Source organism: Nocardia sp. NPDC127526, from assembly GCF_042672265.1.
Lineage (GTDB): Bacteria > Actinomycetota > Actinomycetes > Mycobacteriales > Mycobacteriaceae > Nocardia.
In genome coordinates this window covers 503,575-525,135 of the sequence record NZ_JBHXVO010000002.1, presented here as the reverse complement: position 1 = coordinate 525,135, position 21,561 = coordinate 503,575, and the positions used below count along the sequence as shown (strand labels likewise).

The 21,561-nt window shown below is 68.7% G+C and carries 23 protein-coding genes; 13 read left to right on the top strand and 10 right to left on the bottom strand.

Translation table 11 applies throughout. The annotated features are described in order from the left end of the window. Positions 1-25: 25 nt before the first annotated feature. Both ACFVIV_RS05535 and ACFVIV_RS05530 read right to left on the bottom strand, forming a co-directional pair. Positions 26-1,495, bottom strand: a complete 1,470-nt coding sequence (locus tag ACFVIV_RS05535) for a hypothetical protein (RefSeq protein ID WP_379193568.1) — start codon at positions 1,493-1,495, stop codon at positions 26-28. A gap of 244 nt (positions 1,496-1,739) precedes the next feature. Beyond that, positions 1,740-3,248, bottom strand: coding sequence for an FAD-dependent monooxygenase (locus ACFVIV_RS05530; RefSeq protein WP_379193567.1), 1,509 nt, complete (start codon positions 3,246-3,248; stop codon positions 1,740-1,742). Positions 3,249-3,336: 88 nt separating this feature from the next. Between ACFVIV_RS05530 and ACFVIV_RS05525 the strand changes: the two genes are divergently transcribed. Then, positions 3,337-3,939 (top strand): TetR/AcrR family transcriptional regulator, encoded by a 603-nt coding sequence (locus ACFVIV_RS05525; RefSeq protein ID WP_379193566.1) that lies wholly within the window; start codon positions 3,337-3,339, stop codon positions 3,937-3,939. Here ACFVIV_RS05525 and ACFVIV_RS05520 read toward each other — a convergent pair. Further along, positions 3,920-4,831 (bottom strand): oxidoreductase, encoded by a 912-nt coding sequence (locus tag ACFVIV_RS05520; RefSeq protein WP_379193698.1) that lies wholly within the window; start codon positions 4,829-4,831, stop codon positions 3,920-3,922. The two genes, ACFVIV_RS05525 and ACFVIV_RS05520, sit on opposite strands and share 20 nt — an antisense overlap. 84 nt (positions 4,832-4,915) lie before the next feature. Between ACFVIV_RS05520 and ACFVIV_RS05515 the strand changes: the two genes are divergently transcribed. Beyond that, complete coding sequence (locus ACFVIV_RS05515; RefSeq protein WP_379193565.1) at positions 4,916-5,491, top strand: TetR family transcriptional regulator; 576 nt, start codon at positions 4,916-4,918, stop codon at positions 5,489-5,491. 16 nt (positions 5,492-5,507) lie between these two features. On the opposite strand, the gene ACFVIV_RS05510 is transcribed toward ACFVIV_RS05515, so the two are convergent. Further along, positions 5,508-6,473: a quinone oxidoreductase family protein gene (locus ACFVIV_RS05510; RefSeq protein ID WP_379193697.1), complete on the bottom strand. Its 966-nt coding sequence runs from the start codon at positions 6,471-6,473 to the stop codon at positions 5,508-5,510. An 81-nt stretch (positions 6,474-6,554) separates the two neighbouring features. Here ACFVIV_RS05510 and ACFVIV_RS05505 point away from each other — a divergent pair, with 81 nt between their 5' ends. Further along, the gene (locus ACFVIV_RS05505) at positions 6,555-6,905 is read left to right on the top strand and encodes a hypothetical protein (RefSeq protein WP_379193564.1); all 351 of its coding nucleotides are present in this window, start codon (positions 6,555-6,557) and stop codon (positions 6,903-6,905) included. 50 nt (positions 6,906-6,955) lie between these two features. Further along, positions 6,956-7,717, top strand: coding sequence for a GntR family transcriptional regulator (locus tag ACFVIV_RS05500; protein ID WP_379193563.1), 762 nt, complete (start codon positions 6,956-6,958; stop codon positions 7,715-7,717). A 150-nt stretch (positions 7,718-7,867) separates the two neighbouring features. Here the strand turns inward: ACFVIV_RS05500 and ACFVIV_RS05495 are convergent, their stop codons facing one another. Both ACFVIV_RS05495 and ACFVIV_RS05490 read right to left on the bottom strand, forming a co-directional pair. After that, positions 7,868-8,317 (bottom strand): PTS glucose transporter subunit IIA, encoded by a 450-nt coding sequence (locus ACFVIV_RS05495; RefSeq protein WP_379193562.1) that lies wholly within the window; start codon positions 8,315-8,317, stop codon positions 7,868-7,870. A 6-nt stretch (positions 8,318-8,323) separates the two neighbouring features. Beyond that, complete coding sequence (locus ACFVIV_RS05490; RefSeq protein ID WP_379193696.1) at positions 8,324-8,554, bottom strand: glucose PTS transporter subunit EIIB; 231 nt, start codon at positions 8,552-8,554, stop codon at positions 8,324-8,326. 112 nt (positions 8,555-8,666) lie between these two features. On the opposite strand from ACFVIV_RS05490, the gene ACFVIV_RS05485 reads away from it, so the two are divergent. From ACFVIV_RS05485 to ACFVIV_RS05460, 6 genes are read left to right on the top strand one after another with little or no spacing between them, the layout of a single operon-like run. Further along, positions 8,667-9,896, top strand: a complete 1,230-nt coding sequence (locus ACFVIV_RS05485) for a PTS transporter subunit EIIC (RefSeq protein WP_379193561.1) — start codon at positions 8,667-8,669, stop codon at positions 9,894-9,896. Then, positions 9,893-10,156, top strand: coding sequence for an HPr family phosphocarrier protein (locus ACFVIV_RS05480; protein WP_379193560.1), 264 nt, complete (start codon positions 9,893-9,895; stop codon positions 10,154-10,156). The genes ACFVIV_RS05485 and ACFVIV_RS05480 overlap by 4 nt, the downstream gene beginning before the upstream one ends. Beyond that, positions 10,146-11,801 carry a phosphoenolpyruvate--protein phosphotransferase gene (ptsP, locus tag ACFVIV_RS05475; protein ID WP_379193559.1) on the top strand — a complete coding sequence of 552 codons (1,656 nt, stop codon included), beginning with the start codon at positions 10,146-10,148 and terminating at the stop codon, positions 11,799-11,801. The genes ACFVIV_RS05480 and ptsP overlap by 11 nt, the downstream gene beginning before the upstream one ends. Beyond that, positions 11,801-12,964, top strand: coding sequence for an N-acetylglucosamine-6-phosphate deacetylase (nagA, locus tag ACFVIV_RS05470; protein WP_379193558.1), 1,164 nt, complete (start codon positions 11,801-11,803; stop codon positions 12,962-12,964). The genes ptsP and nagA overlap by 1 nt, the downstream gene beginning before the upstream one ends. Beyond that, entirely contained in the window at positions 12,952-13,734 is a 783-nt protein-coding gene (gene nagB / locus ACFVIV_RS05465; RefSeq protein WP_379193557.1) for a glucosamine-6-phosphate deaminase, read from the top strand. The genes nagA and nagB overlap by 13 nt, the downstream gene beginning before the upstream one ends. 23 nt (positions 13,735-13,757) lie before the next feature. Beyond that, positions 13,758-15,272 carry a serine hydrolase domain-containing protein gene (locus tag ACFVIV_RS05460; RefSeq protein WP_379193556.1) on the top strand — a complete coding sequence of 505 codons (1,515 nt, stop codon included), beginning with the start codon at positions 13,758-13,760 and terminating at the stop codon, positions 15,270-15,272. 1 nt (position 15,273) lies between these two features. Here ACFVIV_RS05460 and ACFVIV_RS05455 read toward each other — a convergent pair whose 3' ends face one another. The 3 genes from ACFVIV_RS05455 to ACFVIV_RS05445 form a co-directional block, all read right to left on the bottom strand. Further along, the gene (locus ACFVIV_RS05455; protein ID WP_379193555.1) at positions 15,274-16,035 is read right to left on the bottom strand and encodes an ABC transporter permease; all 762 of its coding nucleotides are present in this window, start codon (positions 16,033-16,035) and stop codon (positions 15,274-15,276) included. Continuing rightward, on the bottom strand, positions 16,032-16,814 hold the full coding sequence (locus ACFVIV_RS05450; RefSeq protein WP_379193554.1) for an ABC transporter ATP-binding protein: 783 nt from the start codon (positions 16,812-16,814) through the stop codon (positions 16,032-16,034). The genes ACFVIV_RS05455 and ACFVIV_RS05450 overlap by 4 nt, the downstream gene beginning before the upstream one ends. A 115-nt stretch (positions 16,815-16,929) precedes the next feature. Next, on the bottom strand, positions 16,930-17,682 hold the full coding sequence (locus ACFVIV_RS05445; RefSeq protein WP_379193553.1) for a helix-turn-helix domain-containing protein: 753 nt from the start codon (positions 17,680-17,682) through the stop codon (positions 16,930-16,932). 441 nt (positions 17,683-18,123) lie between these two features. Between ACFVIV_RS05445 and ACFVIV_RS05440 the strand changes: the two genes are divergently transcribed. The 3 genes from ACFVIV_RS05440 (at position 18,124) to ACFVIV_RS05430 (ending at position 20,298) form a co-directional block, all read left to right on the top strand. After that, complete coding sequence (locus tag ACFVIV_RS05440) at positions 18,124-18,495, top strand: DUF4345 family protein (protein ID WP_379193695.1); 372 nt, start codon at positions 18,124-18,126, stop codon at positions 18,493-18,495. Then, positions 18,492-19,358: a class I SAM-dependent methyltransferase gene (locus tag ACFVIV_RS05435; RefSeq protein WP_379193552.1), complete on the top strand. Its 867-nt coding sequence runs from the start codon at positions 18,492-18,494 to the stop codon at positions 19,356-19,358. Before ACFVIV_RS05440 ends, ACFVIV_RS05435 begins: the two co-directional genes overlap by 4 nt. A 61-nt stretch (positions 19,359-19,419) precedes the next feature. Then, complete coding sequence (locus tag ACFVIV_RS05430) at positions 19,420-20,298, top strand: class I SAM-dependent methyltransferase (protein ID WP_379193551.1); 879 nt, start codon at positions 19,420-19,422, stop codon at positions 20,296-20,298. 42 nt (positions 20,299-20,340) lie between these two features. Here the strand turns inward: ACFVIV_RS05430 and ACFVIV_RS05425 are convergent, their stop codons facing one another. Beyond that, positions 20,341-21,309 (bottom strand): heme A synthase, encoded by a 969-nt coding sequence (locus ACFVIV_RS05425; RefSeq protein ID WP_379193550.1) that lies wholly within the window; start codon positions 21,307-21,309, stop codon positions 20,341-20,343. Between the last annotated feature and the right edge of the window lie 252 nt (positions 21,310-21,561).

Here is a 21,561-nt window from a genome sequence, read left to right as displayed (position 1 = left end):
CCATGTCCGGCACAGCGGTTCGTGTTCAGCAGCCGGGCTGGAGGGGGAAGCAGGGTGGGGCGATGGTGGTGCTGGGGATGGTGGGATCGGCGGAGGTGGTTGGGGTTTCGCGGATGGAGGTGGTGGGGCGGGGGTCGCGGTCTTCCTCGTTGCCGGAGCCGCGGCTGGCGCACATGGCGGTGATCAGGAGGATGAGGAAGAGGAGGATCAAGCCGCCGACTATGGGGAGGTCGCGGCGGCGGCGGGTGGTGGGGACCTGGGCGCTGTGGGGGCGGTCGGTCCAGACGGGGAAGCCGGGGGCGGCCGGCTGGTTGGTGGAATGGGTTGCGCGGGGGTCGGATTGGTGGAGGTTGGGTGGGATGGGCTGCTCGGTGCGGCGGCCTCGGAGGCGGTCTACGAGGGAGCGGCGGGGCGGGCGGGACGGGCGGGGGAAGGACGGTGGGGTGCCCGGGTAGGCGGGGGATTGCTGGGGGGCCGGGCCCTGTTGTGGTGCGGCCGGGGGGGATTGCTGGGGTGCGGGATCCGAACGATGGGGGTCGGAGGTGCCGGAGACGGCGCGGTAGGCGGCGGCCGCCGCGCCGGCGGCGGCGACGCCTGCGGCGGCTGCGGCGGCCGGGTGGGGGCGGGAGGACTCGGGGTCGGAGGCGGGCGGGACCTGTTGGGCGGCGGCGGGTTCGGGGCGGGGAGCCGGAGCGGGGCGGGGGGCCGACGGCTTGTCCGGTTCGGTGCTGCGACCACCGGTTTCGGGGGTGTGCGGGCGGGGTGCTTCGGCGGACCGGGCGGGTGGTTTCGGCTCGGTGGCCGCCGGGGGGCTCAGGGATTCGACCGGGACCGAGGGGACTCGGACGGTGGGGGCGGCCGACATGGGGAGGGGAGCGCCGGCGGCGGAGGCGGGCTGGGGGAAGCCCTCGGAGATGAGGTCGGAGTAGCTGGCGGCGGCGGCGAAGCCGAGGGCGCCGAGGGCCTGGCTCACTTGCGCGGCGTCCCAGGCGGGTTCGGCGCCTTCGGCGAGTTTGGTGAAGTAGGCGCGCAGGGAGGAGGGGCCGTCGCCGATGAGGACATCGATGCCGGGTGGGAGGGCGCCCTTGTCGAGTTTGACGCGGCTGCCGAGTTGGGGGACCAGCAGGACCAGGCCGCTGACGGGGACGTGTTCGCGGCCGGGGGCGGAGCGGAGCTGGCCGGCGAGGGAGACGGTCTGGCGGCGCACGCGTTCGAGGGGGTCGGCGTCGCCGTCGATGGGTGCGGGTTTGCCGTCGACCGTCCAGGGCTGGTCCTGGGCGCAGGACAGGGTGCCGGTGACGCGTTCGGTGAAACCGTGCACGCCGACCACCACACAGGTCTGCGGGGTCCACACCACCACATCGGCGTCCTGGCACTGGACGATCGCTATACCGGGCACGGCGTGCGGCCCGCTCCACGACTTCAGCCAGTTCACGACGGTGCGCTCGGTGCTCGACAGCCGCGACGGGTCATCGTTTCGGACCTTCACCAACATCCAGACCACCCTCTGACCGATGCCATCATCTGCGGCCGCCCGACCTCCTCGCCGCGACCACCTTACGGCGTCGCCCTGCATGGTTGCAGCGAATCGTCTTGCGCGGCAGCAAGATCATTCTGCACGTTTCGGCCCGAAGTCGCCCCCGGGCGGTATTACCCACGGGTTGCTGAACGAAACGGTCGCGATCATGCACCGGTGCAGGTGAATTCGGACAAGAGCCTGCACCGGTGCAATGACGACGTCAGGGGCGGGTGAGCAGAGCCAGATAGCCGTCGGGGCGCACGAGGGCCCGGGTGCCGGGGGTGGCGGAATACGCGCGGTGCGCGTGACCGCCCGCATCGACCAGGATGCCCTCGGCCGGTTCGGCATCGGGGCCGGCGATCGATACGACCCGGATCTGCGTCGCGGGCAACGCCGCAGAACGGCCGGGATCGGACGAATCAGTCTCGTCCGGCGTACCGCCGAAAACGAGCAGGGTCGCGTGCGGACCACGGAAAAGTTCGAACAGGCTGACCTTCTCACCCGTGCCGGTTGTCAGCGGCGCATCCGGAGCGCGGTCGCCGGCCTGGAGCGCACCGTCGTCGGCAATGCTGTGCGATACCGGATCGCTGTGCGACAGCAGATTCCGGTAGCTGATATCGAGCTGATCGGTGCCCTCGCGCGACATGGCATCCGCATCGCCATTGACCGTCTTGTCCAGAATCTCCGAACTCAACCCGAGCACCTTCGCGGCCACCGCCCGCCGCTCGGTCTCATAGGTATCGAGCAGCGCCTCGGACTCCTCGCCGGGATCCCGCAGTGCCGCCGCGAGTTTCCAGCCCAGGTTGTAGGCATCCTGCACCCCGGTGTTCAACCCTTGCCCGCCGGTCGGCGGATGCGCGTGCGCGGCGTCACCGGCCAGGAACACCCGGCCCACCCGGAAGCGCTCGGCCAGGCGGATATTCGGTCGCCACACCGTCGACCAGGTGAGATCACTGAGCACGATATCGGTACGCCGCGACAGCCGATGCACGTAATCCTGCAGCACCTCCAGGTCGGCCCCGGAATCCCCGGACAGCGGCGCGGCGAACTGGAATTTGCGGCCACCGGGCAACGGCGACATGGCGAACCCCTCCATGGGCGCATCCGGCTCGGCGAACCAGTACCCGTAGGAGTGATCGAGCGCATCGGCGCGAACATCGCCCAGCAGCATGCGAATCGACTCGTCGGTGGTTCCTTCGAACGCGATGCCGAGCGTCCTGCGCACTGTGCTGCGCCCGCCGTCCGCGCCGATCAGATAGTCGGCGCGCACCTCCTCGGTGCCGCCGTGGTGGGTGAGCGTCGCGGTCACACCGCCGTCATCGGCGGTGAAACCGGTCAGCGCCGTGGCCGATTCGACCTTCACCCCGAACTCGGCCAGCCGCTCCCGCAGCACCCCCTCGGTATCGGATTGCCCCAGCACCCACCCATTGGGATACGGAATATCCGGTGTCGGCTCCCGCCATTCGGTCATCCGCCGTTCGCCCGCGAACTCCCCACCCAGATGCACCCGCATCGGCGCCTGCGGCGCTCCCGCCGCGAGCACCGCATCGAGCACCCCCAGATCGTGGAACACCTCGAGCGTGCGCGGCTGCAGCCCGTCACCCCGCGACCCGTCGAAGAACGTCTCGGCCGCGTCCACGATCCGCACCGCGATCCCGCGACGCGCCAGATCGATGCCGAGCGTGAGGCCGGTGGGACCGGCGCCCGCAATGAGAACCTGCGCTGACATGCCAACTCCGAACACTGAATAAAGATTCACTGAAGATGAATTCAGTATTATGGGTGGTAGTTTCCGCTGTCAAGGAGGTGGTGCCGGGATGGCCGGACGACGGCGGGAGAAGTCGGCCGAGACGGAGCAGGCGCTCAAGGACGCCGCGCGGCGATTGTTCGCCGAGCGCGGCTATCTGAATACGAAGATCACCGACATCACCGCGGCCGCCGGACGTGCCGCGGGGTCGTTCTACAATCACTTCGCCGGCAAGGAGGAGCTCCTGCAGGCCTTGCTGAAAGACCTTGCCGACGAGGGGGATTCACGCGCGGCCGATCCGGATCACAACCCGGATTTCACCGATCCGGAAGCGGTCCGCTACCACATTCACGGCTACTGGACCGCGGCCCGCGAGCACTGGCCGGTCTTCCGCGCCATGGAGCAGGCGTCCCTGGTCAACGAGGATTTCGCCCGCATCCTCGCGGACTTCACCACCGAACAGCGCGCCGACGTGGCCGACCACCTGGACGGCTTCGCCGCCGCAGGGCTGAAACTTCCCAGCACCCCCGATGCCAGCCTCGCCATGATGTTCCTGCTCACCACCGGCCTATTGCAGGCCGTCGACGACGGCACGGTCGACCTCACCGACCAGCAGGCCGTCGACGGCCTCACCAGATTCGTCTACCGCGGCCTCACCGGCCGCGACTACTGATCACCTCGCCGAACCGGACACCTGTCAGGGCCTCGGAGGCTTCCCAGAGACCGCGCTGCCGCTCACGGTCATGGGCGTGAGCGCTGGCCTTCACCACCTCCGGATAGCCCTGGATCTCGAAAAGCCCGCAGGGCCCGAAGTATTGGCCACCCACCGCCTTCGGATCGGTGGCGGCGCGCAACGTCGGCAGCGCACCCATGGCGGGTGTTCGCCCGAATAGGCGGGCAATGGCCAAGTTCGGCAACCGGAATACCGCGGGGGAGTAGCGAAAGACCTCGGTGCTCGCCCCGCCGGGATGCGCGGCGAGCGCACTCGCCGGGGTATGGGCGAGCCTCCGGTCGAGCTCATGGGTGAACAGCAGATTCGCCAATTTCGACTTGGCATAGGCGTTTCCGCTGCTCTCGGCGGGAGCTTCGGGCCTGATCCGGCCGAAACGATGCCCGATGCTGCTCACGGTGACAACGCGCGCGGCAGGCGCGGAGAGCAGTCGCTCGAGCAGTAGGCCGGTCAGGGCGAAGTGGCCCAGATGGTTGATGCCGAACTGGATTTCGAAGCCATCGGCCGTCGTACCGGACAGGCCCGTGACGCCCGCATTGTTGATCAACAGGTCGATGTGCGCGTACCGGCCGCGGATCGCCTCGGCCGCAAGGCGAATCGAGCCGAGCGCGGCGAGGTCGAGCGCCTGAATATCGATCGCGGCATCGGGTGCGGTCCGTGCGATCCGATCCGCCGCGGCCGCTGCTCTATCGGTATCCCGGCATGCCAGCACAACCGTCGCGCCGTGTTCGGCCAGCGCCCGCGCCGTCTCGAAGCCGAGTCCGGTATTCGCCCCGGTAACGACCGCGATGCGCCCGCTGAGATCGGGAATGTGTGTCTCGTTCCATGGATTCACTGCCGTGCTCCTGACATGAACGGTGCGTTCACTATTAAAGTGAACCAGCGGTTCATGTTCTGTGCAAGGAAAGGTGGCGACCCAATGGCGGAGCAACGTCGGCCACGGGCGGATGCGGTGCGCAACCGGGAGGCGATCCTCGCCTCGGCGCGCGAGCTGGTGATCACGCGCGGACCCAAGGTCGGAATGGACGAGATCGCCGCGGCGGCGGGCGTGGCGGTCGGGACGCTCTACCGACACTTTCCGAACAAGAAGGACCTCATCGACGCCATCGTGGGCGAATTGGCCGCCGTCATCGCGGGATCACTGGACGCGGCCCTGGCGCGCGTCGAGGAAGGTGAGACCTCGGCGATCGACGAGATCATCGCGCTCCTGCGCGGCGTGATGATCGATATGCGGCAGGAACGCCTGCTCCGGGTGGCGGTCACCGGGCTGGCGGATGATTCGCTGGAAGCGATCCGGGAGCGCGGCCGGGTCGCGGTCGGACGGCTCGTCGACCGGGCGCACCGTGACGGCGCGCTGTATCCCGATGTCACGGTCGACGATGTGATTCTGCTGCTGGCCACCTCGCCCGGCGATACCGCGACGGATGGCCAGCGGCAGCGGTGGATTATGCTGGCGCGCCGGGCAATTGCCGCTCAGGCCAAGGTTGGGGGCTGAGCGGCGATCCGGGTGTTCAGGGGAGCAGGACGACCGAGCCGGTCGTCTTGCGTCCTTCCAGATCGCGGTGCGCCTGCTCGGCCTGGGACAGGGGGTAGGTCGCGCCGATGCGGATGGTCAGGGTGCCGTCGGCGAGGGCGTTGAGGATATCGCCTGCCCGCCACTGCAATTCGGCGCGATCGCGGGTGTAGTGGGCGAGGGTCGGGCGCGTGACGAAGAGTGAGCCGGCGGCGGCGAGGCGCTGGAGGTCGAATGGGGGGACCGGGCCGCTGGCCCCGCCGAACAGCGCGAGGGTGCCGCGTACCCGCAGGGCGGCGAGGCTGGCTTCGAAGGTGTCCTTGCCGACGCCGTCGTAGGCCGCCGCGACGCCCACGCCGTCGGTGAGTTCCCGGACGCGCGTGGCGATCTCGTCGTCGTAGCGCAGCACCTCGGCGGCGCCCGCCTCGCGCGAGAGCTTCTCCTTGTCATCGGTGGACACCGTCGTGATCACCCGGATGCCGCGTGCGGCGAGGAGCTGGGTGAGGATCAGGCCCACACCGCCCGCCCCGGCGTGCACCAGCACCGTCTCGCCCGGCTCCGGCTTGTAGATCGATTCGATCAGGTAGTGCGCCGTCATGCCCTGCAGCAGTATGGAAGCCGCGACCGGCGCCTCCACCCCGGCCGGCACCGGAATCGCCACCGCCGCGTTCACGGCCACCTTCTCGGCGTAGCTGCCCGGAGCCGCCGCCCAGCAGACACGGTCGCCGACCTTGAATTCGGTGACATCGGGCGCGATCGCCACCACGACGCCGGTGCCCTCCCCGCCCGGAATGTAGGGCACGGACTGCGGATACCGCCCGGTGCGAATGTAGGTGTCGATGAAGTTGATCCCGATGGCCTCGGTCTCCACGAGCAACTGCCCGGGACCGATCTCCGGATCCGGAACCTCGACCGACCGCAGGACTTCGGGACCACCGTGCTCGGAAACCTGAATGGCGCGCATCATCCGTTTCTACACCCCGCCACGGTGTGAGGTTCGCGGTGGCTCATGGACTCTGCTTTACCGATGGGTAAACTCCCTCACATGAGCGCTACCACCGCACCGGCACCAGTGAAGTTGTCGCCGTCCATCGTCGATTCCATCAAGGGGTTCATCGCCGAGCACGGCGGTTCCGCGACCGCGGTGCTGCAGCCCATCGGGCGCATCGGCGTGCGGGTCACCCTGGTCGGCAAGGACGGCATCCTCGGTGATCGCGTCGTCGCCGATCTCGCTACGGCCAAGGCGCTGATCGAGGCCATCGACGGGCTCACCGAGGCCGACGAGTGGGACCGCGAGCTGACCTCCATCGTCACCCCCGAGCAGAGCCACTGGGCCAAGATGGCCGGTTGGGTCGCCCGCCAGAAGCGATTCCCCAAGGCGCGCAACGAGAAGTAGGCATCGATGAGCCCGCGGCGAGCGGGGGAAACGGAAAACCTGAGGATGACGTGGCGGGACGCGTAACCAAGCAGGCGCAGCTGCGATCGGCGCTGACGACCCTGTGCGCGAAGCTGCGTCCGGGCGAGATGCTGCCCAGCGAACGGCAACTCTGCGACGACTACCGGGTCAGCCGCATGACGGTGCGCGAGGTGCTGGGGCAGCTGGAATCCGAGGGCGTCATCACCCGCGTTCCGGGCAAGGGCACCTTCGTGGCCGAGCGGGTGGCGCGCTCCCGGCTGCACATGGCGTCCTTCAGCGAGGATATGCGTCGGCTCGGGCGGACGCCGAGTACCGTTGTGCTGCATACCGATTACGCCGTGCCGCCGCCGGCGTCGACCACCGCGCTGAGCCTCAACGCCAATGAGAAGGCATTCCATCTGGTGCGGCTGCGGCTCGCCGACGGGCTGCCGATCTCCATCGACGACGGCTGGTACCGGGCCGATCTGCTGCCCGGACTGCTCGATCGCGATCTCACCCAGTCGCTGTACTCGCTGATGGCCAACGAATACGACTGCCCCGTCGATCGCGCCGATCAGACGGTGCGCGCGGTGGCCGCCGACGAGCGGCACGCGGGTTGGCTCGGCACCGATACCGGATCCCCGCTGCTGGCGTTCGACCGCATGTCCTACTCGCGGGACCGCTGCGTGGAACACGCGCATTCCTGGTACCGGGCCGACCGGTACCAGGTCTACATGACGGTGTCGGCCGGCGACAACGCCCAGCCGCAGCATGATCTCAGCTCCAAACCCATTGAACTGCACAATGGTTGAGGCCCGGCTCGCCTGAGAAGTCCCCGTCATTCCGGCGCGCTTTGGCCGGAATCCACCCGGACAGAGCGAGATCCCGGCCAAAAGCACGCCGGGATGACCGATGGGGCCGGCGCTCAGTCGCTTAGCGCGACCGGCGGGCTGCCCGGGCGCCTAGATCGAGAACAGCACCGCGCCGGTGGCGACCGGTCCGGTGACCGCGTCCTGCGCCGAACCGGGGGCGGTGTCCATCACCACCACCGGCACCGCGGCGCTGAGGCCGAGCCGGCGAATGGCATTGGGGGAGAAGGCGACCAGCGGGTCGCCGGCCTGCACGCGATCGCCCTCGGCGGCCTTCACCTCGAAGATGTCGGGCTTGCCGACGGTGTCGATGCCGACGTGCAGCAGCACACCCCTTCCGGCATCGTCCACGATGACCGCGGCGTGCGGGTGCAGCTTCACGATCGCACCCGCGATCGGGGCGACCACGGTGATGTACTCATCGGTGTCCGGCGGTTCGATGGCCACGCCGGATCCGACCATCTCCGCGGAGAACACCGGATCGGGAACTTCGGACAACGGCATGGCGCGCCCGTCCAGGGGCGCCAGGATCTGAGTGCTCACGACGGTTCAGAGGAGATCGTTGATGTCGTCGGCGAGGGCGTCCGCGGTCGGGCCGACCACGACCTGCACGGCATTACCGGCCTTGACGACACCGTGGGCGCCGGCGGCCTTGAGGTCAGCGTCCTTGACGAGACCGGAGTCCTTCACCTCGACGCGAAGGCGCGTGATGCAGCCTTCGACCTCGACAATGTTACCTACGCCACCAAGGCCGGCGACGATCTGATCGACTTTGGACATCATTCCTCCGAGCGTGTCGAGTGGACAAAACTGGTTATAACCAGTATATCTCTGGTTATAACCAGTCACCATACATGTGCGTGACCCTATTCACAGATCCTGAGGACCCGCCATGGCCGATACCGCTGCTGCACCTAGCACGCGCAAGAAAATCGACCTGTCCGGACTGCAGAAGCTCGGCCGCAGCCTCATGCTGCCCATCGCCACGCTACCTGCTGCCGGTTTGCTGCTACGACTAGGACAGGACGACATGCTCGGCCGCTGGTCGGCCACCAACACGGTGGCCGATGTCTTGGCGGGCGCGGGCGGCGCACTGCTCGACAATTTGCCGCTGCTGTTCGCGGTCGGCATCGCCATCGGCTGGGCCAAGAAGGCCGACGGCTCCACCGCGCTCGCGGCGGTCGTCGGCTACCTCGCCTTCAACGGCGTGCTCAAGGCCATGTCCCCGGTCGTGCTGGAGGGCAAGACCGATTCCAAGGGCGCGCAAGCCCTGGTCAACTTTGGCGTCCTCGGCGGCATCGTGATGGGCCTGACCGCCGCCATCCTCTGGCAGCGCTATCACCGCACGCAGCTGCCCGACTATCTGGGCTTCTTCTCCGGCCGCCGCCTGGTGCCGATCCTGACCGCCAGCGCGGCGGTGGTGATCGGCGTTCTCATGTCGTTCGTCTACCCGGCCTTCAACTCCGGCCTCACCTGGCTCGGCGAGTCGGTCGCCGACAACTCCGTCGTGGGCGGCGGCGTCTTCGGATTTGCCAACCGGATGCTGATTCCGCTCGGGCTGCACCACATCATCAACTCCGTGGTGTGGTTCACCCTCGGCGACTACAACGGCGTGCACGGCGACATCCCGCGTTTCCTCAGCGGCGACCCGACCGCGGGCACCTTCATGACCGGCTTCTTCCCGATCATGATGTTCGGCCTGCCCGCCGCGGCCCTGGCCATCTACCGCACCGCGAAGCCGGAGAACCGCAAGATGATCGGCGGCATCATGCTGTCGACCGGTCTGACCGCCTTCGTCACCGGCATTACCGAGCCGCTGGAATTCGCCTTCATCTTCGTGGCGTGGCCGCTGCTGTTCATCCACGCCATCTTCACCGGTTCGGCGCTGGCGCTGACCAATGCGCTGGGCATCCACGACGGCTTCACCTTCTCGGCGGGCGGCATCGACTACCTGCTGAACTTCGGCATCGCCACCAAACCGCTGTGGCTCATCCCGATCGGTCTCGGTTACGCCGCGCTGTACTACTTCACCTTCAGCTTCATTATTCGACGCTGGAACCTGCAGACCCCCGGCCGCGAAGCGGACGAGGTGGAAATCGAGAAGGAGAACGTCAAAGAATGATCACTCGCACCGCTGTTGTTGCGTCGAAGACCGGTCTGCACGCCCGTCCGGCAGCGCTTTTCGCCAAGGCCGCCGCCGCTTCCCCTGTCCCCGTGACGATTTCGATCGACGGCAAGGACCCGGTCGCCGCCGGAAGCCTGCTGCAGGTGATGACCCTCGGCGTGAAGCAGGGCGACAAGGTCACCCTGCACGCCGAGGACGGGGCCGACGCGGCCCTGGACGAGCTGGTGACGCTGCTGGAGACCGATCTTGACGCATGAGGTGCGCGGTGTCGCGGCCGCTCCCGGAGTGGCGCTCGGACCGGTGAAGTGGCTGGCGTCCGCGCCCGTCACCTCGCCGGACGACGCTCCCGGGAGCGACGTGAACGCCGAGATCTCCCGGGCCGAAACCGCTTTCGAGACCGTCGCCGCGCGCTACAGCGCGCAGGCGCTGGACGCGAAGGGTCCGGCCGCGGACATTCTGTTCATGACCTCGGCCCTGGCGGCCGATCCCGCGCTGCTCGACCAGGTGCGCGCGGGCATCCGGGCCGGTCGGCCCACCGCGCACTCGGTCACCGAGGCCGTGGCGCATTTCGCCGAACAGCTCGCCGCACTCGGCGGCATGATGGCCGAGCGGGCCTCCGACCTGCGGGACGTGGGCCAGCGGGTGGTGGCGGAGCTGCTGGGCGTGGACCCGCCCGGAATCCCGCACAGCACCGTGCCTTTCGTGCTCGCCGCCCAGGATCTCGCGCCCGCCGATACCGCGACGCTGAATCCCGAGATCGTGGTCGGGCTGCTCACCGTCGCCGGCGGGCCGACCTCGCACACCGCGATTCTGGCCAAGGCGCTGGGCATTCCGGCGGTCGTGGCCTGTCCGGGCGCCGTTGCTATCGCCGAGGACACCGAGGTGGTTCTCGACGGCACCGGTGGCACCGTGGAAATCGCGCCGGATGCCGAGCGGCGCGCCGAAGTCGAGGCTTTGCGCGCACGCCGGGCGGACGCGCCGACCGGCCCGGGCCGCACGGCCGACGGCCACCCGGTGCCGCTGCTCGCGAATGTGGGCAGCGCGGCCGACGCGCGGCTCGCCGTCGAGCTCGGCGCGGAGGGCGTGGGCCTGTTCCGCACGGAATTCCTTTTCCTGGACCGCAAGTCGTCGCCGACCGTGGACGAGCAGACGGCCCAGTACACCGAGATCTTCCGGATCATGGGGGAGCGGCCGGTCACGGTCCGCACCCTCGACGCCGGATCCGACAAGCCGCTGCCGTTCCTGAACCTGCCGGAGGAGGAGAATCCGGCGCTGGGTGTGCGCGGCCTGCGGTTGAGCAGCGTCGATGAGGGGGCGCTGCTCGACCAGCTCACCGCGATCGAGACCGCCGCCAAGGCCACCGGCACGCCGGTCAAGGTCATGGCGCCCATGGTCGCCACCGTCGAGGAGGCGAACTATTTCGCCACCCGCGCCCGCGAGGCCGGGATCGACACGCGCGGCGTCATGGTCGAGATTCCGGCGGCGGCCATCCGCGCCGGGCAGCTCGGCGCGGAGGTGGATTTCTTCTCCATCGGTACGAACGACTTGTCGCAGTACCTGTTCGGCGCGGATCGCATGTCGTCTTCGCTGGCGGCGCTGCACAATCCGTGGCAGCCGGCGCTGGCGGCGACCATCGCGCTGGTGGTCGACGGGGCGAGCGCGCACGGGGTCACGGTGGGTGTGTGCGGCGAATCCGCGTCCAATCCGGAATTCGCCTGTGTGCTGGTGGGACTCGGCGTCGAGACGCTGTCCATGGCCCCGCGTTCGCTGGCGGGCGTGCGGGCGGCGCTGGCTGAGGTCACCCTCGAACAGTGCAAGGCCGCCGCCGCGGCCGTGATGGCGGCGCGGACCGCTGAGGACGCCCTGGTGGCGGCGCGGAGCGCACTGGGGCGAGCCAGCTGATGCCGATCCTGCGCGGGCGGGTAGTCCCCCTCACCGAGGTGGGCGAACTCGCCGACGGAGTCGTGTCCTTCGACGGCCCGATGATCGACTATGTCGGCCCGGCAATGGAATTCGACGGAGAACTGCCGGAGCTTCCGGAGGAACCGCCGATCATTCTGCCCGGGCTCATCGACGTGCACTGCCACGGCGGCGGCGGATACGGCTTCCCCGAAACCGATGCCGACGGCATCGCCGCGGCCGCGAACTTCCATCGCGACCGCGGCACCACCACGCTGGTGGCCTCACTGGTCTCGGCGACCGAAGACGAACTGCGCGAACGCATCGGCCTGCTCGGTGCGGCGGTGGACACCGGGCTGCTGGCGGGCATCCACCTGGAAGGCCCGTTCATCAGCGAACATCGCCGGGGCGCACACGATCCCGAGCGGATCGTGCCCGGCGATCCCGACATGCTGGCCCGGCTGGTGGAATTCGCGGGCGGGCGCATCGTGGCGGTGACCATCGCGCCGGAGACCGAGAACTTCGACAAGCTCGCCGACGTGCTCGCCGACGCGAATATCGTGCTGTCGCTGGGACATACCGTCGCCGACTACGAGCATTCGGTGCACGCCATGAAACGCGGGTGGCGGGTGTCCATCACCCACCTGTTCAATGCCATGCCCGAACTGGCCCACCGCGACGCCAATTTCCTCACCGCCGCCATGGCCGCGGCCGGGCGCGGTGATGTGGTGGCCGAGGTCATCGCCGACGGCGTGCACCTGGCGGACGGCACCGTGCGCATGGTGTTCGACACCATCGGCGCGGACAATCTCGCCCTCATCACCGATGCCATGGCGGCCGCGGGCATGCCCGACGGGCGCTACCACCTCGGTGTGCTCGATGTGGTGGTGCAGGACGGGGTGTCGCGCCTGTACGACCCGCACGGGGAGGGCGCGATCGCGGGCGGCACAGCCACCGCGGCGGATGTGCTGCGGCGCACGGTCTTCCACGCCGGGGTCGAGCTGACCGCGGCCGCGACCGCGGCGGCGGCCACCCCGGCCCGCCTGCTCGGTGTCGCCGACCGAGTAGGTTCGCTGCGCGCGGGTATGAACGCCGATGTGCTCGTCACCGACCACCACCTGACCCCACTGACCGTGTACAAGGACGGACTCGCATGGAACTCGTGATCACCGACAACGCGGCCGAAGCCGGTGTGCTGGCCGGCCGCATCATGGCCGACCATGTGCGCCGCGGCGCCCGCGCCATCGGCCTGGCCACCGGCTCCTCGCCCCTGGGCGCCTACCGGGAGATGATCCGGCAGTACGACGCCGGGGAACTGAGTTTCCAAGGCGTGCAGGCCTTCCTGCTCGACGAATACATCGGCCTCCCGCCCGGGCACCCGCAGTCCTACGCCCAGTTCATTCGCGACGAATTCACCTCGCACGTGGACTTCGACGACGCCGACGTGCACAGTCCCGACGGGCAGGCCGACGACATCCCGGCCGCCGCCGCCGATTACGAGCGCGCCATCGCCGGCACCGGTCGCATCTCGGTGCAGATCCTGGGCATCGGCGCCAACGGCCACATCGGCTTCAACGAACCCGGCTCGTCGCTGCGCTCGCGCACCCGCGTGAAGACGCTGACCCCCAAGACGCGGGAGGACAATGCCCGCTTCTTCGACGACGACCTGAGCCAGGTGCCGACCCACGTACTCACCCAAGGTCTCGGAACCATCAGCGACGCCGACCATCTCGTCATGATCGCCACCGGACCGGGTAAGGCCGAAGCCGTGGCCGCCGCCGTCGAAGGGCCGGTCTCGGCCTTCTGCCCGGCATCGATCCTCCAGATGCACCCGCACGTCACCGTCATCGTGGATCCGGATGCGGCGGCCAACCTGAAGGCGATCGACTACTACCGCTTCGCGGTGGCGAACAAGCCGGAGTGGCAGAACTTCTGATCATCCCCCTTCGGTACTCTCGAATGAGAACCGAAGGGGGACGAGCCATTTACCACAGCAGCCGGTTGTTCATCGTTGGTGCGGCCGGTGTGCTGCTCGCCGCCTTCCTGGCCGGCTGCGGGAACAGTGCCGAAACGCGGGCCTTCCCCGCAGATGCGGCGGCGACCATCGACCGCATCGTCGAATCGGGTATGACGGCAGCGCTCATCCCGGGCGCGATGGTGGCGGTGGTCGATCCGGACCGGGGCACCTACGTGAAGGCCTACGGCACCTCCGATCTCGCGACCGGTCGCCCCGCTGACATTCACGATTCGGTACGAATCGCCAGCGTCACAAAGACTTTCACCTCCACGGCCGTCCTGCGTCTGGCCGACGAAGGCAAGCTGTCCCTCGACGACCGCTTGAACCGCTACGTCGACGGCATCCCCTACGGCGACACCATCACCCTGCGGGACCTGCTCGGCATGCGGGGCGGTGTCTACGATCTCGATCACGAGCCCGCGTATCAGGAACAGCTGGACGCGAAATCGCCGACCCTCGGCTGGCACGAGGGTGACCGCCTGCGCGCGATCACCGGCAACCCGCAGTACGCGACCCCGCCGAACACCCGCACCGCCTACTCCAACTCCGAGTACTACCTGCTGGGCCTGGTCCTCGAAAAGGTCACCGGCAAACCGGTTCACGAGGTCATCAACGACCTGGTCGCCGACTACGGCCTGACCGAAACCACCTATCCGGTCGACGCGACCATGCCGACACCGGAAAGCCGCGGCTACGCCTACTTCGACGAAACGCCGACCGACGTCACCGCACGCGACACCCCCACCCTGTACGGCGCGGGCGCCAGCATGGTGTCCACCATCTCCGACCTCGCCGAATACACCGGCATGCTGGGCCGCGGCAACCTCCTGAAGCCCGAAACCCTGCACGCCCGAACACAATCCACCCAAGCCAGGGGCGGTCTGTCCTACGGCCTCGGCGTCATGGTCTCCGGCCGGTGGTTCGGCCACAGCGGCACCACCTCCGGCTACACCACCTACATCGCCTACCTCCCCGACCGCGACGTCTCCGTCGCCGTCGCCGTCAACCAGTTCACCCGCCTGCTATGGCTCCGCGCCGACGACATCTGGAAGGAAATCGTCACCGAGCTCTACCCCGGCACCCTCGGCGACACCCCCGCACCCTCGACTGCGCCCCCGGTCCCTGCCGTCGACGAGCTCGACGCCCAATTGCGCCAGTCTCTCGACCCCGCCATCCCCGCCGCCGCGAAACCCCTGCGCGTCGAAAACGACGACAAGGACCCGGATCTGATCACCCGCTTGTCCACGGTCCTCGCCCAATACGACCCCAAGTTCCAGGTCTATCGAGCCACCGCGGTGAACAACTCCCTCATGGCCCTGGGTCTCGCCGCCGCACCCGAAGGCAAGTCGCAGATGGTCGTCCCCTTCGCCGCGGTCGACGGTGCCTGGCGAATCAGCTCGGGCTGGGCATGCAACATCCTCACCGCCAGCGCCGTCCCCTCACCCGCCTGCACCTGAGCTAGGAGACCTTGCGGCGATAGATGTTCATCGCGATCGCGTACGAAACGACGAGGATGCCGGCACACCAGCCCAGGGCGACCCAGATATCGGCGCCGACCGGCTGCTGTGCGAACAGGTCACGAATCGCATTGACGATGGACGTCGCGGGCTGGTGCTCGGCGAAAGCGCGGACCGGGCCGGGCATGGAGTCGGTCGGCACGAAGGCCGAGCTCACGAACGGCAGGAAGATGAGCGGGTAGGAAAACCCGCCCGCGCCGTCCACGGACTTGGCGGTGAGACCGGGGATGACGGCGAGCCAGGTCAGCGCCAGGGTGACCAGCAGCAGAATGCCCGCGACCGCTAGCCATGCCGTCACACCCGCGCCGGAGCGGAATCCCATGAGCAGGGCGACGAGCAGGACCACCACGAGCGAGATCAGATTGGCGACCAGCGAGGTCAGGACGTGCGCCCACAGGATGGCCGATCGCGCGATCGGCATGGACTGGAACCGCTCGACAATGCCGTTCGTCATATCCATGAAGAGCCGGAACGCGGTGTAGGCGATGCCCGAAGCGATCGTGATGAGCAGGATGCCGGGCAGCAGATAGGTCACATACGAGTCGGTCCCGGTCTCGATCGCGCCGCCGAACACATAGACGAACAGCAGCAGGAATGCGATCGGCATGATCGTCGTCGTGACGATGGTGTCGGGGCTGCGCGCGATATGGCGCAGGGATCGTCCCAGGAGATAGCCGGTGTCGCCGAGGAATCGAGTGGTCATGGCTGTTCCTTGTGCGTGGCTGTGTCACCGACGAGCGAGAGGAAGACCTCCTCCAGAGTCGGCTGCTTCTCGACGTATTCGATCTTGGCGGGTGGCAGCAGGGCCTTGAGCTCCGCGAGGGTGCCGTTCACGATGATCCGCCCCTGGTGCAGGATCGCGATCCGGTCGGCGAGCTGTTCGGCCTCCTCGAGATACTGCGTCGTGAGCAACACGGTGGTGCCGCCCGCGGCGAGTTTCTTGACGGCCTTCCACACCTCGATGCGCGCTTGCGGGTCGAGCCCGGTCGTGGGCTCGTCGAGGAAGATGACCGGCGGATTCCCGATGAGGCTCATGGCGATATCGAGGCGGCGGCGCATGCCACCGGAATACGTCGACACCCGGCGCGCCCCCGCCTCGGTGAGGGAGAAACGCTCCAGCAGCTCATCCGCGACCGCGCCCGGATTCCCGATTCGCCGCAGGTGCGCGATCAGCACGAGATTCTCACGCCCGCTGAGGATTTCGTCCACGGCAGCGAATTGCCCGGTGAGGCTGAACGATTCCCGCACGCGCGCCGCCTCGGTGGCGACGTCGAACCCGTTGACACTGGCCGTCCCCGCATCGGCGCCGAGCAGTGTGCAGAGAATGCGCACGACCGTGGTCTTGCCCGCGCCATTGGACCCGAGCAGCGCGAAGATACTGCCCCGGGCCACCTCGAAATCCACCCCGCGCAGCACATGCAGGTCTTTGTACGACTTCTCCAGGCTCCGCACCTGGATCGCCGAGGCTTGGTGTGCAGTCATCACACGCACCCTTCCGGGTTGCTACCTGGCACTTACTGAAGAGCAAGTAGATGTATACGTATACGGGTCACTATAAGTAGGTGTATGCGTATATGCAAGGGCGTGTCCTGACCGGTTACTGCGGCGGGCAGGTGCGCACCCGCACGCCGGTGGCGATCAGCCGGGTCGCGGAGAGGCCGAATGTGGTCCGGAACCGATCCGCGAGATGCGAAGGGCTGGCGAATCCGGCTTCGGCGGCGACCGTCGTGAGGTTGTGGCCTGCGGCCGACAGCGTTGCCGCATGCATGAGGCGAACCCACAGCCGGTAGCGGCGCAGGCTCGTGCCGAGTTCCTGCCGGAACAGATGCAGGAACCGCGATTCCGACAATCCCGCGCGGGTGGCCAGCTCGCGTGCGGGAATGGCGCTTGCCGGATCGTCCCGGAGTACCCGCGCGGCAGCGGCGATGCGTTCATCGACGATATGTGGAGTGATGGGCGCTGCCAGCTCGAGCAACTCGGCCGCGCGCTCATCGGCGGACTGCGCGGAGTCGTGACCGAGCGCCGCGCCGAGAACCGTCAAACGATGCTCGTGCGCGTGCCGCGAACCAATCGCCTCGTGCCACTGCGCCATTCGCTCGCGGCAGGAGCGCGCACGGTCCGAAGCGGGATCCAGATAGCAGAACACCATCTGCCCGCCCTCGGCTATGAGCTGATGCGTGGTACGCGGCGGAATCAGGGCGCTGCGCACCGACAGCGGGCGACCGTCGCCGACCCGCAGCGTGAACGGCCGATCGACACCGACCGCGAGGCACCACACCGAACCCGAATGCGGTGAAAGATCCAGCGCCGCACCGACATAGAGCGCTTGCCCGGCCCACAGCCAAACCATGGGCCCGGCACGCTGCCCACCCTCGCGCCTCGCCGCAGCGGCCACCATCAACCTCCTGATCCAACCGAGCAGCAGGCTACCCCCCGACGCCTGTGCTTACCCGCGATGTCCGTGCGCTCCGGCTGTGCCTCCGGCCTTCGCCTGTCGAGACCGCCTATCGAATCATCGGCCTGCGTCCATTGGTCGCTGTCCACGGCCCGTCCCTGCTCGCGATGCGGCGGCCGTTGCCGCGCCGGTGCGGCCGTGGCCGTCCGTCGCTCTGTTGCGAGCTCGTCCCCGGGATCGGCGACCCGAGGTGGGCGGGCGCGCCGATACCGGGCAGGTCGCGGTGTCGATCCGGTTGCCTGCGCGGCGGGAGCCGTCGATAGCAGGTTTGTGGAAGCGGCCGATGTGCCCGGGCCCGCATGCTGATCCGGAATCGTCTTCGGAGTGGAGGTTGTCGTGGCCGTCGTCATCGCTGTGGTTGTGGCCGTGCTGTTCTTGGCCATGGGTGGGTACGCGCTGGCGGCCCCGGGGGCGACCGTGCGGCCGTTCGGGATGCGGGCCGACGATGTCCGGGCGCGCTACGAGGTGCGGGCCGTGTACGGCGGATTCGGGGTGGCCATGGCGGCGATTCTGATTGCGGCGGCGGTGAATCCGGGATCGCTGCGGGACGGGATCATGGTGGCGGTCGCCGCGGCGCTGGGCGGGATGGTGCTGGGTCGGGTGGTGTCGGCGGTGCTCGATGCGCGGACGACGTTCTATCCGATCTGGCTCTTCGCCGTAGTCGAGGCGGTCGCGGCGGGGGCCTTGCTGGTGGGAGCCGCACAATGATGTGCCGGTCCGGCATCGTGACCTGCCAGGCCCGGGCGGCCGCGGATGGCCGGGTCGCGGTCGGCCGGTTCACCGATCCGGTCTCGATACGGATGTTGCGGGCTCCGGAACGGGCTGCCGTCGAACGGGTTCGGAGCGCTGCCGAACCACAGCGGACCATGGCGTGGCTGCGCTACCGGATGCTCGCCGACCTCGCGGACATCCTGGCCGCGCGCACGGTCGCGATCGATGACGCGGTGCGGGCGGCGGCCAATCCACAACTCGTGGTGCTCGGGGCCGGGCTGGATGCACGGGCCTGGCGCATGACCGAGCTCGCCTGGACCGTCGTCTTCGAGGTCGACCATCCCGCGGCACAGTCCGATAAGCGCGAGCGCATCGGGGACGCGGATCCGGCCGCGGCGTCGGTGCGCTTCGTACCGGTGGAATTCGGCAGCGCCGCACTGGAATCCGCGCTCGAGGCGGCCGGGCAGGTCGCGTCGGAGCCGACGACGTGGATCTGGGAGGGCGGAGTGCGGTATCTGCGGAAGCCGCATGTGGAACGCATGCTCCGGGGCATTGCCGCCCGGTCCGCGCCGGGCAGCCGCGTGATCGTCGGCTACACCACGCGCACGGTGCATTCGGTGCTGCTCGCGCCGTGGGGAGTTCGGCTCTGGCTGACGCTGGCCGGCGCCGCCGGGGCGAAACGGGAGGAACGCATTCGGTCGCTGTGGACGCCCGCGCAGATCGCCGCCTTGTGCACGGCCCATGGCCTGGATATCGACACCGACGAGGATCTGCTCGGCATTGCTCGCGCGCTGGAGATCCCGTATGAATCGCCGGAATGGCTCGCCAACACTCGGGTAGCCGTGGCCGACCTGCCCTGACACGTACGGAACGGCGCATCCGCTGCGATGCCGGGCGGGCTCGGCAGCATAATTGCTCGTTATGGCAGGTAACGAAGCGAGCCGGACCGCGGTGCTGGTCTGTCAGGCGCGGGCGATCGGGGACGGCCGGGTCGCGGTGGGGAGATTCGCCGATCCGGTGGCGGCGCGATTGTTGCGCGAGGCGGAGCTGGCGGAAGTGGAGCGGGCTCGCACCGAGGTCGAGCCGCGCCGGATGGGGGAGCGGATCAGGTACGAAACGCTCAGGGCGACAATGGAGATCCTCGTCCCCCGGACGGTGGCGATCGACGAGGCGGTCGTGGAGGCGGGAAACCCGCAGCTCGTGGTGCTGGGGGCCGGATTGGACGCCCGGGCGTGGCGGATGCCTGGTTTGGCTGCGACCGCGGTGTTCGAGGTCGATCACCCCGCCTCGCAGGCGGACAAGAAGGCGCGGCTCGGCGGTCTGGAGCCGATCGCGAAATCCGTTGCCTTCGTACCCGTGGACTTCGGGCGCGACGCGCTGGGGGATGCGCTCGAAGCCTCCGGGCATCAGCCGGATCTGCCGACCACCTGGATCTGGGAGGGCGTCATGCCCTATCTCACCCAATCGGAGGTCGAGCGCACGCTCGACATCATCGACCGGCGTTCCGCGCCCGGCAGCCGCCTCATCGCCACCTATCCGACCCCGGCGTCGGGGTCGGCGCTGCTGAAGCGCTGGGGGCTGCGGCTGTTCCTCGCCGCGGGCGGTCGATTGGGATCGAAAGCGCAGGAACGCCTGCGGTCCTCGTGGACGCCCGAACAGATCCACGCCCTGTTCGCCGTCCACGGCCTGGATATCGTCACCGATCAGGATCTGCTGGTCGTGGCCCGCGCCCTCGAGGTTCCGGTACGCCGGTCGCGGGTGCTCGCGACCGGCCGGATCGCCGTAGCCGACCGGCGGTAGCCGCTGACGCCCGACAGCCGAACGTAAACGAGCGGCGGGCCGTCAGGCGGTGACCGGTTCGCGCTTCTCGGCGGGCACTGATTCGCGGGTGCGCATGGACGCCCACAGGGCCGCGGTTGCCGCTGTGCAGGCCGCCGCTCCGCCGACGTGAATCGCGACCAGGGCGGCGGGGACGTCGGTGAAGTACTGCACCAGGCCGACCAGCGCCTGGCTGCACACCAGAGCGAGAAGCACGAACAGCCGGGCGCGGATCGCGCGGTTCATGCCGATGGCGGCGAGGCCGAAGGCCAGGCCGACCAGCAGGGCGAGGTAGGCGACGAGCAGTTCGGCGTGCAGGTGGACCAGGGTGACGATCTCGACCTGCAGGCGCTCGACCTGGCGTTCGATGCTCTTGTCGCCGGCGTGCGGGCCGGCGCCGGTCACCAGGGTGCCGGCGATCAAGGTCGCGGCGAGCAGGACGCCGCTCAGCACGGTCAGCAGCCGCAGGGGCTTCGGGACCCGCACCGTCTGCACCCCGTCGTCGGGCTCGCAGATCTTGGCGTAGAGCAGCACGGCCAGCCACACCATGACCATGGAGGCCAGCAGGTGCACCGCGACCGTCCACCACAGCAGTCCGGTGCGCACGGTGATGCCGCCGATGATCGCCTGCACCACGGTGCCGCCGGGCATGAGCCACGCGTAGAGCTGCACCTCGCGCCGCCGCTTGGCCCGCGTCACCGCGATCACCACCGCGGCCGCGAACAGCGTCACCACGAAAGTCAGCATGCGATTGCCGAATTCGACGGCCTGGTGCAGCACCGGCACCTCGGCCACCGCCATCGGCGTGAAGCTGCCGGGGAAGCACTGCGGCCAGGTCGGGCAGCCGAGACCCGAGGCGGTGACGCGGACAATGGCTCCGGTCACCGAGATTCCGGCCTGGGTGAGGATCACCGTGAAGGCGATCAAGCGCTGCGCCCGAAGCGAGGGCATCGGGAACAGGTCGGCGAATCGCTGGAATGCGCGAGCAAGCACGCACCGATGGTAGCGGGACGCGATTCGCCCTCCGCACCCGGCCTACTACAACGTGTAAGAGTCAGTACAACTCTCGAAACTCTCAGGGGCTTCGCCCCCGAACCCCCAGGAGACTCTCGGGGGCTCGGCCCCCGAACCCCCACTGGCGTCGAGGCCGCTGTCGCGTGACCCGACCAGCGTCGTGGCCGCTGCCGCGTGACCCGACCAGCGTCGTGGCCGCTGCCGCGTGCCCCCGATCAGCGTCGTGGCCGC